General features: G+C 65.1%; 16 protein-coding genes. 11 read left to right on the top strand and 5 right to left on the bottom strand.

The genetic code is table 11. The annotated features are described in order from the left end of the window. From XH98_RS27275 to XH98_RS27250, 6 genes are all read left to right on the top strand, one after another. Positions 1-1,617 (top strand): ATP-dependent acyl-CoA ligase, encoded by a 1,617-nt coding sequence (locus tag XH98_RS27275; protein WP_271620464.1) that lies wholly within the window; start codon positions 1-3, stop codon positions 1,615-1,617. Between the two features lie 2 nt (positions 1,618-1,619). Then, entirely contained in the window at positions 1,620-2,348 is a 729-nt protein-coding gene (locus XH98_RS27270; protein WP_271602059.1) for an SDR family NAD(P)-dependent oxidoreductase, read from the top strand. A 147-nt stretch (positions 2,349-2,495) separates the two neighbouring features. Then, a complete protein-coding gene (locus XH98_RS27265) occupies positions 2,496-3,497 on the top strand; it encodes a LacI family DNA-binding transcriptional regulator (protein WP_271620463.1) in 1,002 nt (333 codons plus the stop codon). Next, a complete protein-coding gene (locus XH98_RS27260; protein ID WP_271602057.1) occupies positions 3,494-5,032 on the top strand; it encodes a sugar ABC transporter ATP-binding protein in 1,539 nt (512 codons plus the stop codon). The genes XH98_RS27265 and XH98_RS27260 overlap by 4 nt, the downstream gene beginning before the upstream one ends. Continuing rightward, positions 5,025-6,077, top strand: coding sequence for an ABC transporter permease (locus XH98_RS27255; protein WP_057758715.1), 1,053 nt, complete (start codon positions 5,025-5,027; stop codon positions 6,075-6,077). Before XH98_RS27260 ends, XH98_RS27255 begins: the two co-directional genes overlap by 8 nt. A gap of 154 nt (positions 6,078-6,231) precedes the next feature. After that, positions 6,232-7,182: a substrate-binding domain-containing protein gene (locus XH98_RS27250; protein WP_442868638.1), complete on the top strand. Its 951-nt coding sequence runs from the start codon at positions 6,232-6,234 to the stop codon at positions 7,180-7,182. Between the two features lie 167 nt (positions 7,183-7,349). On the opposite strand, the gene XH98_RS27245 is transcribed toward XH98_RS27250, so the two are convergent. The 4 genes from XH98_RS27245 to XH98_RS27230 form a co-directional block, all read right to left on the bottom strand. Continuing rightward, the gene (locus XH98_RS27245; protein WP_271602055.1) at positions 7,350-7,832 is read right to left on the bottom strand and encodes a MarR family winged helix-turn-helix transcriptional regulator; all 483 of its coding nucleotides are present in this window, start codon (positions 7,830-7,832) and stop codon (positions 7,350-7,352) included. After that, entirely contained in the window at positions 7,832-8,326 is a 495-nt protein-coding gene (locus XH98_RS27240; protein WP_271620461.1) for a MarR family winged helix-turn-helix transcriptional regulator, read from the bottom strand. The genes XH98_RS27245 and XH98_RS27240 overlap by 1 nt, the downstream gene beginning before the upstream one ends. Positions 8,327-8,483: 157 nt before the next feature. Beyond that, positions 8,484-10,049 (bottom strand): indolepyruvate oxidoreductase subunit beta family protein, encoded by a 1,566-nt coding sequence (locus XH98_RS27235; RefSeq protein WP_271620460.1) that lies wholly within the window; start codon positions 10,047-10,049, stop codon positions 8,484-8,486. Beyond that, positions 10,046-12,205 carry an indolepyruvate ferredoxin oxidoreductase subunit alpha gene (locus tag XH98_RS27230; protein ID WP_271620459.1) on the bottom strand — a complete coding sequence of 720 codons (2,160 nt, stop codon included), beginning with the start codon at positions 12,203-12,205 and terminating at the stop codon, positions 10,046-10,048. Before XH98_RS27230 ends, XH98_RS27235 begins: the two co-directional genes overlap by 4 nt. Positions 12,206-12,332: 127 nt before the next feature. Between XH98_RS27230 and XH98_RS27225 the strand changes: the two genes are divergently transcribed. The 5 genes from XH98_RS27225 to XH98_RS27205 all read left to right on the top strand — a co-directional run bounded on the left by XH98_RS27225 (position 12,333) and on the right by XH98_RS27205 (position 16,792). Continuing rightward, positions 12,333-13,346, top strand: coding sequence for a carbon-nitrogen hydrolase family protein (locus XH98_RS27225; protein WP_271620458.1), 1,014 nt, complete (start codon positions 12,333-12,335; stop codon positions 13,344-13,346). A 235-nt stretch (positions 13,347-13,581) separates the two neighbouring features. Then, complete coding sequence (locus XH98_RS27220) at positions 13,582-14,688, top strand: cupin domain-containing protein (RefSeq protein ID WP_271602050.1); 1,107 nt, start codon at positions 13,582-13,584, stop codon at positions 14,686-14,688. Positions 14,689-14,733: 45 nt separating this feature from the next. Beyond that, complete coding sequence (locus XH98_RS27215) at positions 14,734-15,642, top strand: fumarylacetoacetate hydrolase family protein (protein WP_271602049.1); 909 nt, start codon at positions 14,734-14,736, stop codon at positions 15,640-15,642. After that, positions 15,642-16,079, top strand: coding sequence for an acyl-CoA thioesterase (locus tag XH98_RS27210; protein WP_271602048.1), 438 nt, complete (start codon positions 15,642-15,644; stop codon positions 16,077-16,079). The genes XH98_RS27215 and XH98_RS27210 overlap by 1 nt, the downstream gene beginning before the upstream one ends. Continuing rightward, positions 16,076-16,792, top strand: coding sequence for a hypothetical protein (locus XH98_RS27205; RefSeq protein ID WP_271620457.1), 717 nt, complete (start codon positions 16,076-16,078; stop codon positions 16,790-16,792). Before XH98_RS27210 ends, XH98_RS27205 begins: the two co-directional genes overlap by 4 nt. On the opposite strand, the gene XH98_RS27200 is transcribed toward XH98_RS27205, so the two are convergent. Beyond that, complete coding sequence (locus XH98_RS27200) at positions 16,789-17,679, bottom strand: LysR family transcriptional regulator (protein WP_271620456.1); 891 nt, start codon at positions 17,677-17,679, stop codon at positions 16,789-16,791. The genes XH98_RS27205 and XH98_RS27200 overlap by 4 nt on opposite strands. Between the last annotated feature and the right edge of the window lie 112 nt (positions 17,680-17,791).

Raw genomic sequence — 17,791 nt, 5'->3', positions numbered from 1 at the left:
TTGACCGCTGCGACCACAGTCTATGACCGCTTTCGCGAGACCGCGCTGCGCCGGGGTGAGGCGGGCTTCCTCAACGTGCTGCCGGAGACCGCCGAGATCTACGGCATCGCCGCGGGCGAGATCTCCTACCGCGCGATGCTCGACCGGGTCGAACGCCGGCGCGCGGCCTTTGCAGAGCGCGGCTACGGCGAAGGTCACCGGGTCGGGCTGCTGCTGCAGAACCGGCCCGTCTTCATCGAGCTGTGGTTCGCCCTCAATGCGCTCGGTGTCTCCGTGGTGCCGATCAATCCGGACCTGCGCCTCAGTGAGCTCGAATACATCATCGCGCATTCCGAGATGAACGCGGCCTTCGTCCTCGCCGAGCGACGCGAAGAGGTCGGGGCGGCGGCACGCCAGGCCGGCCGGCCGATTCCGGTCGTGACCGATCAGGACGACGTTCCCGCGCCCTTCGGCGGCGCGCGGCCAGCCAGCGCGGGCGACGGCTGGAGCGAATGCGCGCTGCTCTATACATCAGGCACGACGGGGCAGCCCAAGGGCTGCGTGCTCACCAACACCTATTTCCTGCACTCCGGCAACTGGTATCGCGACGTCGGCGGGCTGATCGACCTCGGGGACGATGGCGAGCGCATGATCACGCCGCTGCCATTGTTCCACATGAATGCGATGGCGGTGTCGCTGATGGCGATGCTCTCGGTCGGCGGCTGCCTGACCATGCTCGATCGCTTTCATCCGCGTTCCTGGTGGGCCTCGGTGCGCGACAGCCGCGCCACCTGCCTGCATTATCTCGGCGTCATGCCCTCGATGCTGATGAGCGCACCGCCATCGGACCAGGACCGGGCGCATAGCGTGCGCTTCGGCTTTGGCGCCGGCGTCGACAAGCTGCTGCATGCACCGTTCGAGCAGCGCTTCGGCTTTCCGCTGCTGGAGGCCTGGGCGATGACCGAGACCGGCAGCGGCGGCGTCATCGCCGCCAATGTCGAGCCGCGCAAGATTGGCACCAGCTGCTTTGGTCGTCCGGCCCCCGAGGTGGAGGTTCGGATCGTAGATGATGCCGGCAACGATGCTCCAAACGACGTCCCCGGCGAGCTCCTGGTGCGGCGGGCCGGCGCCGATCCACGTTACGGCTTCTTCCGCGAATATCTGAAGAATCCGGAAGCCACTGCTGAGGCATGGGCCGGCGGCTGGCTGCACACCGGAGATATCGTGTCGCGCGATGCGGACGGTGACCTGCACTTCGTCGATCGCAAGAAGAACGTGATCCGCCGCTCCGGCGAGAACATCGCCGCGGTCGAGGTCGAATCCGTGCTCAACCGCCATCCCGCGATCCGGCAGGCCGCGGTTACGGCGACGCCCGACCAGGTGCGCGGCGACGAGGTCGCGGCGGTGATCATCGCAGAACACAGCGGCGCCGACCGTGCGCTCGCCGAACAGATCGTGCGCTGGAGCCTGGAGCAGATGGCCTATTACAAGGCGCCGGGCTGGATCGCTTTCGTCGATAGCCTGCCGCTGACGGCAACCGAGAAAATCCAGCGCGGCAGCCTGAAGGATTTTGTCGCGAAGCTGATGCGCGAGGGCGCGTTCTTCGACCTTCGCGACCTCAAGAAGCGGCAGATCTGATCATGGGCGAGCAGCGCACCACACTCATCACCGGCGGCAATTCCGGAATCGGCGAGGCGCTGGCGAAGAAGCTGGTCGCGCGCGGCGAGCGCGTGGTCTCGGTCGGGCTGGAGCAGCCGACATGGACGCATGAGCTGCTCGCGGCCTACCGCGCCGATCTCTCCGATCTCGAGGAGACGCGCGCGGTCGCGCAAGAGATTTGCCGCGATCACGCCATCGATCGCCTTGTGCACAATGCCGGCGTGATCCTGCCGAACCTGCTGCCCGATGCGAGGCCGGAAGACATTTTGATGCTGGCGCAGCTGCATCTGGGGGCGCCGATGCTGCTGACCCAGGCGGCGCTGGAGGGGATGCTGGCGCGCCGCTTCGGGCGCATCGTGTTCGTCTCGTCGCGCGCGGCGATGGGCGCTGCGACCCGCTCGGCCTATTCGGCCACCAAGGCCGGCGTGCACGGCATGGCCCGGACCTGGGCACTGGAGCTTGCCGCTGGTGGCATCACCGTGAATGTGGTGGCGCCGGGGCCGATCCTCACCGACAATTTCTGGGGCATCATCCCGAAGGACTCCGAGCAGCAGGAGCGGATGGCGCGCAACGTCCCGGTCGGGCGGCTCGGCTCCCGCGAGGATGTCGCGCACGCCATCTCGTTCTTCCTCGACGAGCGCTCGGACTTCGTCACCGGCCAGGTGCTCTATGTCTGCGGCGGCACCAGCCTCGTCGGGCTGGGGCCCTAAAAGGCCGTGAGACCAGGCTCGATTTTTTGCGGCGACGCCGAAGCTAGACGACAGTGAATGGCATAAAAACGATTGCGCAAACGTTTTCGTGTGACATAATCCTCCAAAACTTGGGTTGTTCAACAAAGCCCAGGCACGGGAGGGGACGTGGCGACCATCGCCGATGTAGCCCGCAAAGCGGGCGTTTCGGTCTCGACCGTTTCACATGTCGTGAACGGTACGCGGCGGGTTGCGCCGGACACGGCACGCGCCGTGGAAGCGGCGATCGCCTCCTTGAGTTACCGCCCCAACATCATGGCGCGCAGCCTGAAGGCCGCGTCGACCCGCTCGGTCGGCATCGCCATCTCTTCGATCTCCAATCCCTATTTCAGCGACATCATCTGCGCGATCGAAACCGAGTGTGCGCGCCTCGGCATGATGGTGTTTCTGTCCGATACCGAGGACGATCCGGACCGTGAGCTCGAGGTCGTCATGGCGCTGCATCAACGGCGCGTCGACGGCATCATCCTCGCGCCGAGTCCCGATCCCGATCGCCGCACGCTCGCCTATCTGCGCGACGTCGGGCTGCCCTGTGTGCTTGTCGATCGCATGCCCGACCCGACCTTCGATCAGGTCGGCATCAACAACCGCGAGGCGATGCGCAATCTCGTCGCGCGGGTCGCCGCGCACGGTCACCGCCGCATCGGCTATGTCGGCGGCAATCCCGGCTTCGCGACCACGCTCGCGCGCATTGCCGGCTATCGCGAGGGCCTGGCCGGCGCCGGCGGCGCGATCGACGAGCGCCTTCTGGTGACCGGCAGTGCGACGACGAACAGCGCGATGCAGGCGGCGGAGCGGCTCCTTGATCTCGATCACCCGCCGACCGCCTTGGTCGGTGGCAACAATCTCGCGACGATCGGCATCATGAAGGCCATCCATAGGCGCGGATTGCGGGTGCCGAAGGATATCTCGATCGTCGGCTTCGACGATTTCGAATGGGCCGATTGCTTTGAGCCGCGCCTGACGCTGGTCGCGCAGCCCTGCGCCGAGATCGGCCGGCGCGCTGCCTTCCTGCTCATGGAGCGCATCGCCGCGCCGCAAGGGGCGCGGCGTTCCATTCAACTCGACGCTGTTATCATCGAGCGCGAATCTTGCGGGAGGCCCAAATGAACACGGGCTCTCACACCCCGTTGCTCGCCATGCGCGGCATCGTCAAGAGCTTTGGCGGCGCGCAGGCGCTGCGCGGCGTCGATTTCGATCTCGAAAGCGGGGAAATCCACGCGCTGCTTGGCGAGAACGGCGCGGGCAAGTCGACCCTGATGAATGTTCTCTCCGGCGTGATCGCGCCGGATCAGGGCGAGATCCGCGTCGACGGGGCCGCCGTCCGCTTCACCGATCCACGCGCCGCGCAGGCCGCGGGGGTTGCGACGATCTTCCAGGAGCTCGATCTCGTCCCGAGCCTCGACGTAACCGCCAACCTGTTCCTCGGCCGAGAGCTAACGCGGGCCGGCGTGCTCGATGGCGGCGCGATGCGTCGCGCGGCGCGGGCGCGGCTTGATGAGATCGGCTTCGATGTGGATGTCGATCAGCCCGTCGGTGAATTGTCGGTCGGCAGGCGGCAGATCGTCGCGATCGCCAAGGCCCTGACCTACGCGTCGCGAATTCTCGTGATGGACGAGCCGACGGCCGCGTTGACCGCTGCGGAGGTGCAGCGGTTGTTTCATGTGATGCGCGAGATCGCACGGCGCGGGGTCGGCATCGTCTATATCTCGCATCGGCTCGAAGAGGTGCCGCGCGTCGCCGATCGCGTGACGATCTTGCGCGATGGCAGGATCGCAGGGACGGCGCCGCCGACCGCTCCGCAATCCGATCTCGTGGCGTTGCTCGTCGGACGGCCGCTCGCAGAGCTCTATCCGCGCCGCAGCGGCGCATTCGGTCGCCGTGTGCTGCATCTGGAGCGGGCCGCCTATCGCCCGCGCCGGCCCAAGGCCGGCTGGCGTGCGCCGCGCGAGGTCTCGCTCGAGGTGCGCGCCGGCGAGGTCGTCGGCTTGGCCGGCATCATGGGAGCGGGACGGACCGAGCTGCTCTCTACACTCTATGGCGCGGGCGGTCCCGGCGCCTGGTCGGGCCGCGTCGAGGTTGGGGAGAGGCCGGCCAGGCTGACCTCTATAGCGGAGGCGCGCCGCGCCGGCGTCGCCTTTGTCAGCGATGATCGCCGCGGCGCCGGCTTGATGTTGCGCGACAGCGTCGAACGCAATCTCGTCGCCTCGGTGCTGCGACGCGTGTCGCCGTTCTTTCTGATGTCGCAGGTGCGCCAGGCGAGACTCGCCCGTCAGGCGATCAAGGCGTTCGACGTGCGGCCGCCGCGGCCTGAGCTTGCGGTCGGCGCCCTCTCCGGAGGCAACCAGCAGAAAGTCGCGCTTGCCAAGGAGGTGCTCGGCGAGCCGCGCCTGCTTCTGCTCGATGAGCCGACGCGCGGCGTGGATGTCGGCGCAAAGGGCGAAATCTATGCCCGCATTCGCGAGCTCGCCGCGCAAGGCGTCGGCATTCTCGTCGCCTCAAGCGAAATGCCCGAACTGATCGGCCTGTGCGATCGTATCGTCGTGCTGAGGGGTGGGCGTACGGTTGCCGAATTTCCCGCCGGCGCCGCGGAGGACGACATCCTCGCGGTGGCCGAATCCAGTCAGGACGATAGCGATGAATGACGCCGCAACACTCTTGAAATCCGCACCCGCACGGTCCACGCCGAGGCGCCGTCTTGATTTCTTCGCGATCGCGGTCCGCTTTCAGAGCGTCATCGGCCTCATCCTCGTTGCGATCGGCGGCGTCATCTTCTCGCCGCGGCGGCACGGCTCCATCCTGTTCCTGGCGCCTGATAACATCGCGAACATCGTGCGGGCGATTTCCGAGACCGGCATCATCGCCGTCGGCATGACCTTCGTCATCATCACCGCAGGCATCGATCTGTCGGTCGGCGCGCTGCTCAGCCTGTGCAGTGTGCTCACCGCCACGATCATGACGACCTGGGGCTGGGGACTTGTTCCGACCCTGCTGTTCGTCATGATCTGCGGCGCCCTGTTCGGTTGCGCGCAGGGCGCGATCTCGACCCGCTTCCGCCTCGAGGCTTTCATCGTGACGCTGGCGGGCCTGCAGGTCGCACGCGGCCTGGCGCTGGTGATCTCCAACAACCAGTACATCAATATCTCCTACGGCAATGGTCCAGGTCTTGCGCCGCCGATCTTCTCGGTGCTGGGTGATCGTCTGTTCGACAACACGGTTCCGGTCGCAACCCTGGTCTTTCTCGTCGTCGCGATCGTGGCCATTTTCGTGCTGAACTTCACGCGCTTTGGCCGCTATGTCTTCGCGGTCGGCGGCAATGAGCGGGCGGCGCGGCTTTCCGGCGTGCCAGTCACGCTGGTCAAGATCTCGGTCTATGCGATTACGGGTCTGGTGTCGGCCATCGCCGGCATCGTCCACGCCGGCCAGTTCAATTTCGGCAGCGCCAATGATGGTACAGGTTACGAATTGACCGCGATCGCGGCGGTGGTGATCGGCGGCACCAGCCTGTTCGGCGGCGCCGGCTCGATGATCGGCACGATCGCAGGTGCGATCATGCTCGGTGCATTGGCCAACATCCTTCAGCTCAACAACATCAATGCGGCGCTGCAGCTGCTCGCGACCGGCGCGATCATCGTCGTGGCCGCGGTTCTTCAATCTCTCGTTCGTCGCCGCGAGGGATTGGGTCGTTGACCCCAATGGCGACGCAAAGGCTGGGACGTAAAGATCTGGCGGTGGCCAGCGGCCGCCGGCAAGCGACCGCCGGTAGTGGCGGAATGTTCAAGGCAAAACAGGGGAGTGAATCATGCGACGCGCATCTACCAAGTCGAGGTTATGGTCCAATCTGATGCTGGGCGCCGGCACCGCGGCGCTCCTCGCCGGTGCAGCGCAGGCCGCACCGCTGGTCAAGGAATGCAGCAAGACCGGGGAGTTTGTCATCGGCTTCTCGCAGGCCAACAATGCCGAGCCCTATCGCCAGCATGTCAACGATCAGCTCACCGCTGCGGCGAAGAAAGTGCCGCAATTCAAGCTGCAGATCGCCGACGGCGCCGGCAACGTGAACACGCAGACCTCGCAGATGGACAATTTCATCACCCAGAAGGTCGACCTGATCCTGATCTCGCCGTTCGAGGCCGCGCCGCTGACGCCGGTCGTCGCGCGGGCCATGAAGGCCGGCATTCCCGTCATCGAACTCGACCGCAAGACGGTCGGCGAGCCCGGCAAGGACTATACGGCCTTCATCGGCGGCGATAATTTCAAGATCGCCGAGGAGGCGGGCAAATACGTCGCCGACAAGCTCCTTCCGCAAGGCGGCGAAGTGGCTGTGCTCCAGGGCCTGCCGAGCTCGACGCCCGCCGTCGAACGGCTCAACGGCTTCAAGTCCGGCGTGAAGGACAATCCGAAGGTCCAGGTCGTCGCCGAGCAGGCCGCCGACTGGTTGCCGGACAAGGCGCAGACCGCGTTCGCCGCGATGCTCCAGGCCCATCCGAACATCAAGGCGGTCTATGCGAGCAACGACATGATGGCGGCCGGTGCGCGCCTCGCGGCCAAGGGCGCCGGCAAGCTCGATCAGGTGAAGATCCTCGGCACCGACGGCTTGCCCGGACCTGCTGGCGGCATCCGCGCGGTTGCGGAAGGCGAGTGGGCGGCCACCTTCACCTATCCGACCGGAGGCCCGGAGGCGATCGACATGGCAAAGTCAATCCTGCTCGATTGCACCGAGAAGGTGCCGACCGTGGTGACCGTGCCGACCACCGCGATTACGCCCGACAACGCGAAGCAGCTAATGCAGAACTGAACATTGCTCAGTGGGCGCGGCCGGTGGTCGCCGCGCCCGCACGGCGCTTTTCGTCAACGCCGCCGTCACCTGCTAGCTAGAGGAGAGAGCCCCGAGCGCTCCGCCATAGCCGAGGCTTTGCCTCGGCGTTTCTTCGAATGGCCAGCGGCGTGATCTAAGCGCACCAGTCAAATCTGGTTCTGCTTGATATTCTCGACCATCTTGGCCAGCACGCGCGCGCAGACCTCGATGTCGTCAGGGTCGATGCCCTCGATCAGCCTGTCGTAATTGTTCGCCATGATCGGCCAGATCTTGCGCAGCAGCGCCTCGCCGTCAGGCGTCAGCCCGACGACGCGGCGGCGCTGGTCCTCTTCGGCGATCTCGCGCTTGACGAGGCCCGACGACACCATGGACTCGACCATGCGGCTCGCGGTCGACTGCTCGGTCACCGCGAGCACGGCGACCTCGTTGACCGTCAGGGTCTTGTAGATGAACAGCACCGACAGCGTCCGGAACACGACGTTGTTGATGCCGTGCTCGCTGAGGTCGCGGTTCTGGTCGAGGTTCCAGCGATTGGCGAGCCGGTTGAACAGATAGGGGATGTAGCTTTGCAGCTGGTCCCGCGTCCGCGGCGGACCCGACTTCCATCGGCTCTTGGATTCTCTGGCCATTATCTCTTGCGACTTTGCTTCTTGCTCTCGGTATCAAGTTTCGAAGAAAGCGATTTCAGCACCGACAGCGCGTTGTCGAGCTCCCGGGCCGACATGTTCTCGAACCGTTTGGCGAGAAGCTTCTTGTGCACGTCGGCCGCCTTCCTGAACAGCGCTTCGCCCTTCGGCGTCAGGCGCACGATGAAGGAGCGCCGGTCCTCGCTGGACATTTCCCGGCTGATGAGATCGTCCGCGAGCAGGCGCTGCACCAGGCCGGAGACATTGCCGCCGGTGACCTTCAAATTCTGGGACAGCTGCCCGAGCGCAAGGCCATCGCGGTAGCGATCCAGCTGGGCCAGCACGTCGAACTTCGCCAGCGACAGGCCGAACTCGGCGTTCAGCATCGAATTGAGCGAGGCAAACAGCTCGCCATGCAACGACAGCAATTGCAGCCAGAGCCGGGTCTCGATCTGCCCAGGGACGGGAACAACGTTCTCTTTGAGTGCTGCCGGCATCGCATGACCATTGAGGACAGAATGTCTCGTCGAGCTTAAGGGGATTATCGCTGGTTTGTCGCTCCGATGAACGACATGAGAATCGTAGTCAAGCCGCCTGATCCTGACGTCCCCGCGGGCGAACGGCAATCCAATCCTGCATCCTGCGCGGTTTGAATCATGCAAAGGTCTTGATGGTCTGGATCACGCCGTCGAGCGCCGTGCCGGCGCTGTCCTTCAGCGCGGCCTCGCGCAGGCGGCGAGCCCAGTCGGCGGCATCCTCGCGGCGCTCGATCAGCTTGATCGCAGCCAGCGTCTTGTCGAACTTCGACAGGCCCCGGCTGTGGGTATCGGAATAGCCCTTGACCAGGCGGCGGCATTGCAGGATCTCGACGCCGAGCTGGTAATTTGTGCCGACCGCCCCTAGCGCGGCCTTCAGCCAGGCATCCCGGTGCGCCGTCTCGATAGCGTGACGCAGCGAGCGACGGCGCAGGCCGCGCATGCCGCCGACGACATAGAGCACCAGGAACCAGGGCAACGAATAGGTCCGCACCCGCCGCCCTTTGTTGACGCGGCGATCGAGCCAGCCGACGAGGCGTGGCCGCGTGCCGAGCCAGCGGCCAAAGCCGGCAGGCAGCATGCCCATCACTTCCTCCATGCGGGGATGCATGAATTCGGTGGTGTGGAGCACCTGTCCGTCTGTCATCTCGAGCTCGCTCTCGATGCGCGCGCGGCGGCCGGCGCGGGTCTTGAGATCGGCGACGCGGATCACGTCGTCATAGCTCATCGCGTTGGCGAGATACTTTGCCGCGGCCTCCGTAAAGGCATAGGCGTGCGCGCCGCCGCCGGCGTTGCGGTCGGCCGCGTGCAGCTCCTTGAGGATGTCGAGATATTCGGCGCCATAGGCGACGTCCTGGAAGTCGACGACCTTCCGCAATCCCGCGCGTGCCATGGGAAGCGCTGAAACGGGCAGCTCCTGATTCAATCTCGCAATGAGCGCGCCGAGTTGCGGACCGGGCGTTGCTGAGAAGGGCGTCTTATTGGCCGGCTCGGCTTGCGCCGGTGCTGCTGGCTCGGCCGGGCCGGTCTTGACGCGCTCGAAGGCGGCCTCGAAGGTCTCGACGCTGGCCTTGGCGCCCTTGCCGCCGGCGCGGATGACGTCGAGATAGCTGTCGCGGCTGAACGGCAGCACATCGGCCGCGGCGAGCGCGCCGAACATCGCCGCCGAGATGACGCTGCCATGGGCGATCGCCAGCGCATTGAGGTCGAAGATGATCTCGGTCTTCGCCGCAATGCCGATGGCGCCGGTGACGGCGCCGCTGTCGGCGATGCCGTTGCCCGGCGCGATCTTCTCGCCGACCGCGAACGAGCGGTGGTTGGACGCGATCAGCGTGGTACGGTCAGGCGTCACCAGGCCGCGCAGGATCGACCGACCCGCCTCCATGAACTCCGCCGCCATCACCACGTCGACATCGCCGGGGGTCGGCATCAGCGACAGGATCGGCTTGCGGCCATCGAGCGGCGTCATCGCCTCGATATAGTAGATCGTGGCGCCGGTGCGCTGGGCGACACCGGGCACCGAGGTCGATTGCGCGACCCAGCCATGGTTCTCGGCGAGCTGCACGATCCAGTCAGTCAGCACGCCGCCGCCCTGGCCGCCCATCGCAACGATCGCAATGGAGATCGGCCGCTCGGTTGCTTCACCTGAAGCGGGCAGGGCCAGCCGGACCGTCTCGTCCCTCATACCAGTGCCTCGAGTGCCGGCCGCCGGCGGTCGCGCCGGCGCTGCAGCCAGCCGATCACGCTCATCGCGATCTTCGACTTGAACTTGTCCCAATGGCTCGGATTGTGGATGACGTCGGCGCGATAGAACGACGGGCAGAGCACCGCGGCCTCGGAGACCTCGCCGCAATTGCCGCAGCCGACGCAGGAATTGTCGATCGCCGCGACGGGATCATCGCGCAAGGGATCGTCGAGCTGCTTCACCGACAGCGACGGGCAGCCGGAGAGCCGGATGCAGGCATGGTCGCCGGTGCAGACGTCCTCGTCGACACCAAAGCGCTCCTTGACGATGCGCACGCCGTCCTTGATCGCCTTGCTCATCTGCGGCTTCACACGGCGCTGCTTGTTCAGCATGCATTCGGAGGAGGCGACGATGACCTTGGGACCTTCCTCCTTGGTGGTCAGCGCCTCCTTCAGCGTGTCGCGCATCTTGCCGACATCATAGGTGCGATCGAGCTGGCGCACCCATTGGCCGCCGATGCCTTTCACCGCCTGCACGATCGAATTGTTGGTCTTGCGCCGCTTGTTGACCGCGCGCGAGGACAGGATGTCCTGACCGCCGGTCGCCGAGGTGTAGTAGTTGTCGACGATGACGAAGACGCCGTCATGCTTGTTGAACACGGCATTGCCGATGCCGCTGGTCAGCCCGTTGTGCCAGAAGCCGCCGTCGCCCATCACCGCGATCGAGCGCTTGTCGGCCTTGACGTTGAAGGCCGAGGTCGAGGCCGGGCCGAGGCCGAAGCCCATCGTGGTCGCGCCGATGTTGAACGGCGGCAGGATCGAGAACAGATGGCAGCCGATATCGGCCGAGACGTGATGCTGGCCGAGCTCTTCCTCGACCAGCTTCATCGCGGCGAAGATCGGCCGCTCCGGGCAGCCGGTGCAGAGCCCGGGCGGGCGCGCCGGCACCACCTGCTTGAGCTTCTCGACCGCGGGGTGATTGAGCACGGGCGCGGCATCGGGCGCCGGCGGCCGGTTGCCGAGCAGCCGCGGCTCGGTCTTCTCCAGGAACTCCCTGACGCCGCCGAGCAGCACCTGAGCCGTGTAATCGCCGCCCATCGGCAGCACGTCCTTGCCATGGACGCGCGCCTGGATGTCCCTGCGCCGCAGCACCGTGTTGATGGCCTGTTCCAGATATTCCGGCTGGCCCTCTTCGACGACGAGTACCGCGTCCTTGCCGGCGCAGAATTCCGCAACCTCCGTGTCGATCACGGGGTAGGTGACGTTCATGACGTAGAGCGCCACTTGCGTATTGCCATAGGCGTCCGACAGCCCGAGATATTGCAGCGCGCGGATGACATTGTTGTACATGCCGCCCTGCATGATGATGCCGACCTTGCCCTCCTTCGGCCCCATCCACTCATTGAGCCTGTTGTCCCGGACAAAGCCGATGGCCGCGGGCATCCGCGTCTTGATCTTCTCCTGCTCGTGCTCATAGGCCGCCGGCGGCAGCACGATGCGATTGACGTCGCGCTTGGGATTGTTGAGCGCGTCCTTGATGGTATGCGCCGGCCTGACATTGTCCTTGCAGGCGAAGCTGCCGTGCATGTGACAGGCGCGGACGCGCACCTCCAGCATCACGGGCGTGTTCGAGAATTCCGAGAGCTCAAAGCCCTTCTCGATCAGGTTGACGATGCATTCATGGTCGGGGCGGGGATCGAGCAGCCACATCTGCGACTTCATCGCAAACGCGTGCGTGCGCTCCTGCATGATGGAGGAGCCCTCGCCATAATCCTCGCCGACGATGATCATGGTGCCGCCGGTGACGCCGCCCGAGGCGAGATTGGCGAGCGCGTCCGAGGCGACGTTGGTGCCGACGGTGGATTTCCACGCCACTGCGCCCCGCAGCGGATACATCACCGAAGCGGACAGCATTGCCGCCGCGGCGGCTTCATTGGCGGAGCTCTGGAACACCACGCCGAGATCGTCGAGCACGTCCTTGGCGTCGGCGAGCACGTCCATCAGATGCGAGATCGGCGAGCCCTGGTAGCCGCCGACATAGGCGACGCCCGATTGCAGCAGCGCCTTGGTGATGGCGAGGATGCCTTCGCCGCGAAAGGTGTCGCCATCGCCGAGCCGGAGATCCTCGACTTCGCGAGCAAAGGAACGTTCAGCCATTGCACCCTCCAGAAATATGCGATAGCATACGTTTACATGTGAAGTAAGTCAACGCGCGCCATGCGACCACGCCTGCGGATCTGCACTTCCGGCGGGCGGTCATGAGCGAGCCGACAGGGTAGGGCCGATGCTGAAGCTGCCTCGCTTTAGAGCCGCCGCCGTCCAGGCTTCACCAGTCTATCTCAATGCGAGCGCGACCGTCGACAAGGCGGCCTCACTGGTGCGTGAGGCGGCGGCCAATGGCGCCCGGCTGGTCGCGTTCCCCGAAGTGTTCGTACCCGGCTATCCCTACTGGAACTGGATCACCGATCCCGTCACCGGCAGTGCGTGGTTCGAGAAGCTTGCCAAGGTCTCGGTGCTGGTGCCGGGGCCCGAGGTCGACATCGTCCGGAAGGCCGCGCGCGACGCCGGCTGTTACGTTGTCCTTGGCGTCAACGAGCGCAGCCCGGTCTCGCTCGGCGCGATCTATAACACCCTGGTGTTCATCGGGCCCGATGGCGCGTTGCTCGGTAAGCACCGCAAGCTGGTGCCGACCTGGGCAGAGAAGCTGACCTGGACCGGCGGTGACGGCTCGAGCCTGCGCGTCTATGATACCGAAATCGGGCGTCTCGGCGGCCTTGCCTGCGGCGAGAACACCAACACGCTCGCGCGCTTTGCGCTACTCGGCCAGGGTGAGCTCGTGCATGTCGCCAGCTACATCTCGCTTCCCGTCGCCCCGCCCGATTACGATATGGCGGAGGCGATCAAGCTGCGCGCCATCGCCCATTCCTTCGAAGGCAAGATCTTTACCATCGTCTCCTGTTCGACCGTATCGGAAGAGATCATCGCGGCGATGGTATCAGTCGTTCCCGACGCGCGCGCACGTTTGCAGCGCAAGTCCAGCGCCTTCTCCGGCATCATCGGCCCTGACGGTCGCGTGGTCGGCACGCCGCTGATCGACGACGAAGGCATCGTCTATGCCGACATCGACCTCGATCGCTGCATCCAGCCGAAGCAGATGCACGACATCGTCGGGCACTACAACCGGTTCGACGTGTTTGATCTGCGGGTCAACAGGCGCCCCCTGGCGCCGCTAGGCCTTGCAGGCGAGGGCGATGCCCTGGAGCAGGGCTTTATGCCGATCCCGCTGAGATCGGAATGATGATGAGATTGAGCCCGGCTGCAAACCGCAACGAAGGTGCGCTCCCGCCCCCGCCTGCGGGGGAGGGTTGGGGAGAGGGTGTCTCCTCTCGCGAGAACCCCCAAGAGGAGAGAACCCTCACCCGGCGCTACGCGCCGACCTCTCCCGCAAGCGGGAGAGGTGAAGCGCCCGCGGCTCCCATCCCTTCAATCAATTCACTTTGCTCTAGCTGAAGCGACACGACTTGGAGGACAGCATGCGCGAGAACGTGATCGGCCGGGCCAATGTCGAGGACACCCCCGAGCTGAAGGCCTATTACAAGGATCTCGAAAAGTATGAAGCCGGCGCGCTGTGGACGGTCGCCAACAAGATCGAGCCGTGGGCGCCGCAATCGGCCTCGGTCCCCGTGCTCTGGCGCTACAAGGATCTGCGCGAGCATGTGCTGCGCTCGGTCGAGCTGGTCTCGCCGGAGAAGGCGGGCCGGCGGGTGATCTACCTCAACAATCCCGGAAGGCGCGACGTGTCGGCCGCGGTCGGCTGGCTCTATTCGGGATTGCAGGTGATGCATCCCGGCGAGGTCGCCACCGCCCATGCTCACTCGGCTTCCGCCTTGCGCTTCATCATGGAAGGCGCGGGTGCCTACACCATCGTCGACGGTCACAAGATGACGCTGGGCGCGCGGGATTTCGTGCTGACGCCGAACGGCACCTGGCACGAGCATGGCGTCGAGGCGGGCGGCTCGGTCTGCATCTGGCAGGATGGCCTCGACATCCCGCTGGTCAACGCGCTCGAAGCCAATTTCTTCGTCGTGCATCCCAAGATCCAGCAGGAAGAGTCAGGCTATCCCGTCGACGACATGACCAAGACCTGGGGCAATCCCGGTCTGCGGCCAGCCGGCTCGAAATGGTCGAAGGGCTATTCGCCGATGTTCAAATATGAGTGGGAGCCGACCTACGAGTCCTTGCAGAAATACGCCGCCGCGACCGAGGGCTCGCCCTACGACGGCACGCTCATGAACTACGTCAACCCCATCACCGGCGGCCATGTCATGCAGACCATCGGCGCCAGCATGCAATTGCTGCGGCCCGGCGAGAAAACAAGATCGCACCGGCACACCGGCAGCTTCCTCTACCAGGTCGCCAAGGGACGCGGCTATTCCATCATCGGCGGCAAGCGGCTCGAATGGGAGGAACGCGACATCTTCTGCGTTCCCTCCTGGGCCTGGCACGAGCACGGCAATGCCTCCGTGAGCGAAGATGCCTGCCTGTTCTGCTTCAACGATCTGCCTGTGATCGAAGGCCTCGGGCTCTACCGGGAAGAGGCCTATGGCGACAATGGCGGTTACCAATCGGTCGCGGCCTGAAACCTCATTGCAGAATTCAACCAGAACAGCCGGATAAAATCCTTCATGCGTCTCGTCACCTACACTTTGGGCTCCAGCGGTGCGCGCCTCGGCGCGCTGGTCAACGGATTGGTCGTCGATGTCGAGCACCTCGGTGCGTCCAGCGGCGTGACATGGCCGGATGGTATGCTGTCGTTCATCGACAACAACGTGACCCTGCTGCCGGCGCTCCGGGATGCACTGGAGGAGGCCAATGGCCGCTTCCCGGCCGGCTCGGCGGTTGCGGTCGAGGACGTCAAGCTGCAGGCGCCGATCCCGCGGCCGCGGAAAAACATTTTCGGTATCGGGCTGAACTACCGGGCCCATGTCGCCGAATCCGCAGAGAGACTCGACACCGACAAGGACCTGCCGAAGCAGCCGGTCGTCTTCTCCAAGCCGCCGACCTCTGTGATCGGTCCGGGCGGTGCGATCCAGCACAATGCCAAGATGACGCAGCAGCTCGACTGGGAGGTCGAGCTCGCCGTCATCATCGGCAAGACCGCAACGCGCATCTCCACCGACAAGGCGATGGATCACGTGTTCGGCTATTCCGTGATGATCGACATTTCCGCGCGCGATAATCGCCGCGCCGGCCAGTGGATCTTCTCCAAGGGCATGGACACCTATGCGCCGTTCGGCCCCTGCATCGTCACCGCGGACGAGATTCCCGATCCGCATGATCTCAGGTTGTGGCTGACCAAGAACGGCGTCATGAAGCAGGACTCCAACACCAAATACATGATCTTCGACATTCCGGTGCTGATCTCGGACATCTCGTCGGGCATGACGCTCGAGCCGGGCGACATCATCGCAACGGGAACGCCCGAAGGCGTCGGCGCCGGCATGACCCCGCAGGAATGGCTGTGGCCGGGCGACGTGGTCGAAGCCGGGGTCGACGGCGTCGGCGTCCTCAGGCATCCGGTTGTCGCCATCTGATGACGAATTTTGCGTTCGAGCGTGAGCTCAGGTTCGGAGATTGCGATCCCTCGGGGATCGCGTATTTCCCGTCCTACCTGAACATCCTCAACGGCGTCGTCGAGGATTTCTGGGCAAGCATCGGTTTTCCATGGCCGGAGCTGATCACCGTCAGGAAGATCGGCACGCCCACGGTACATCTTGCGTGCGACTTCTCCCGGCCGTCGATGTTCGGCGATCTCCTGACCTTCAACCTGCGCATCGTCAAGGTCGGCGGATCATCGCTCCATCTGGAGCATGTCATATCAGGCGCGAACGGCCCGCGCTGGCGTGCGCGCCAGATCCTTGCCGCGACCTCGCTGGTCGATCATCATGCGATCCCGTGGCCCGATGACATCAGAGCCGCGCTCGTGCCGCATGTGAATGCGGGCGAGGGCGCAGAGGCGACGCCGGCATGATCTCGCTGTTCATGACATTCTCGGATTCCGCGGGCGAACGCCGGGTTCATCCCGACGAGGTGAACGCCGTTGCGGAGCTGGTCAAATCGATCCCTGTGATGACCGAGGCCATGCTGTTCACGCCGCTCGACCAGTCGGTCGACCATCCCTACAAGGCCGACGGCACAGGCCCCGTGTTTGCGCTTCAGCTGCGCTTTCCCGACCTGTTCGCCTGCGAGGCGGCGATGGGGCGCGACGGCATCCTGGCCAGCCTCGCGACGGGCGCCGGACACTCCGGCCTCACTGATCTCGACGTCACGCACCAGGTGATGCTGACACGTGCGTTTCCCGTCGATGTCGCCGAGCATCCGCCGGACACGACAACGCCGTGCAGCTATCTCGTGCACTATCCCGGCCCGGCCGCGGACATGAACGCCTGGAACCTGCATTATCTCGAGCACCACCCCTCGATCATGCGGACCTTTCCTGATGTCCGCCAGATCGAGATCTACACCCGCATCGACTGGGTCGACCGCCTGCCGTCGCAGCGCATCGACCACATGCAGCGCAACAAGCTGGTGTTCGACAGCCCAGCGGCCCTCGCGCACGCACTCGCCTCCGACGTGATCAAGCACATGCGCGCGGACTTCGTGCAGTTTCCGCCGTTCGCGGGCGGCAACAAGCATTTTCCGATGCTGACGCGGGTGGTGCGCAAAGACAGGCCGGTCGCCTAGTCGATGAAGGCGGCGAGCTCCTCGGGCCTGCCCGAGGGGAAGGCGCCCTTGAGGAAATCCAGAAAGGCCGATACCCGGGCGCTCAGCAATCGGCGCGACGGATACAGTGCCCAGAGCGCGATCGGCGGCCCGTCGACATCGCCCCAATGGACCAGCTTGTCGGCGCCAAGGTCGCGACTCACGAGCGACACGGGAAGGCGCGCGGCGCCCACGCCAGCGCGCGCAGCGTCGCGCACCATGATCAGCGACGACAGACGAAGCACCGGATCGGTCGTGATCCGAACTTTCCGGCCTCGGGCAGTCACATCCCACACGGGGCTCATATCGCTCGCGCCCCGTACCACGGTTGGAACGGCGCGCTCGCCCTTCGGACGCTTCAGCGTGGGGCTCGCCACCACCACTAGGTGGTCGCGCATCAGGATTCGTCCGACCAGTGTTTCATCCGGATCCGGATTGACCCTGATGACGAGATCATAGCCTTCCTCGATCATGTCGACGGAGCGGTCCTCCGTCGTGATCTCGAGCCGGACATCGGGATATTTCAGCGCGAAACCGGCCGCCAGCTTTCCCATCGCGGTCTGCGAAAACAAGAGAGGCGCACTCACCCGCAGCCGGCCGCGCGGCTTGTCGCCGCCCGAGGCGATTGCCGCCGCCGTCTGTTCGAGATCGGTGAGGAGTGCCGCCGTACGCTCGTGAAGCGCTCGTCCTTCCTGGGTGAGCTTCACCGTGCGCGCTCCGCGCTCGAACAGGCGCAGGTCAAGGCTGCTCTCCAACTCGGAGACCCGGCGCGAGAGTGTCGCCTTCGGTCGTCCCGAGGCTCGGGCGGCTTTCCCGAAGCCTCCATGTCGCGCAACGAGGTTGAAATCGGCAAGCGCAAGCAAATCCATACGGTCCACCCATGAGACGGTCTGCCAAAAGATAAAGGTATTTGGCCAAATTCCGGATCACTAATTTACGCGCCGCCGCTTGCGCCTGGCTGCGCGCGTTCGTTTGCCTTGC

Origin of the sequence: Bradyrhizobium sp. CCBAU 51745 (genome assembly GCF_028128715.1) — a bacterium.
Taxonomy (GTDB): Bacteria; Pseudomonadota; Alphaproteobacteria; order Rhizobiales; family Xanthobacteraceae; genus Bradyrhizobium; species Bradyrhizobium manausense.
This window is presented reverse-complemented; position numbering and strand designations above follow the sequence as displayed.

Excerpts from the sequence above, each read along its gene's own strand:
- XH98_RS27270 (WP_271602059.1), top strand. The coding sequence starts at position 1,620 with ATGGGCGAGCAGCGCACCACACTCATCACCGGCGGCAATTCCGGAATC.
- XH98_RS27260 (WP_271602057.1), top strand. The coding sequence starts at position 3,494 with ATGAACACGGGCTCTCACACCCCGTTGCTCGCCATGCGCGGCATCGTC.
- XH98_RS27255 (WP_057758715.1), top strand. The coding sequence starts at position 5,025 with ATGAATGACGCCGCAACACTCTTGAAATCCGCACCCGCACGGTCCACG.
- XH98_RS27250 (WP_442868638.1), top strand. The coding sequence starts at position 6,232 with ATGCTGGGCGCCGGCACCGCGGCGCTCCTCGCCGGTGCAGCGCAGGCC.
- XH98_RS27245 (WP_271602055.1), bottom strand. The coding sequence starts at position 7,832 with ATGGCCAGAGAATCCAAGAGCCGATGGAAGTCGGGTCCGCCGCGGACG.
- XH98_RS27240 (WP_271620461.1), bottom strand. The coding sequence starts at position 8,326 with ATGCCGGCAGCACTCAAAGAGAACGTTGTTCCCGTCCCTGGGCAGATC.
- XH98_RS27235 (WP_271620460.1), bottom strand. The coding sequence starts at position 10,049 with ATGAGGGACGAGACGGTCCGGCTGGCCCTGCCCGCTTCAGGTGAAGCA.
- XH98_RS27230 (WP_271620459.1), bottom strand. The coding sequence starts at position 12,205 with ATGGCTGAACGTTCCTTTGCTCGCGAAGTCGAGGATCTCCGGCTCGGC.
- XH98_RS27225 (WP_271620458.1), top strand. The coding sequence starts at position 12,333 with ATGCTGAAGCTGCCTCGCTTTAGAGCCGCCGCCGTCCAGGCTTCACCA.
- XH98_RS27220 (WP_271602050.1), top strand. The coding sequence starts at position 13,582 with ATGCGCGAGAACGTGATCGGCCGGGCCAATGTCGAGGACACCCCCGAG.
- XH98_RS27215 (WP_271602049.1), top strand. The coding sequence starts at position 14,734 with ATGCGTCTCGTCACCTACACTTTGGGCTCCAGCGGTGCGCGCCTCGGC.
- XH98_RS27210 (WP_271602048.1), top strand. The coding sequence starts at position 15,642 with ATGACGAATTTTGCGTTCGAGCGTGAGCTCAGGTTCGGAGATTGCGAT.
- XH98_RS27205 (WP_271620457.1), top strand. The coding sequence starts at position 16,076 with ATGATCTCGCTGTTCATGACATTCTCGGATTCCGCGGGCGAACGCCGG.
- XH98_RS27200 (WP_271620456.1), bottom strand. The coding sequence starts at position 17,679 with ATGGATTTGCTTGCGCTTGCCGATTTCAACCTCGTTGCGCGACATGGA.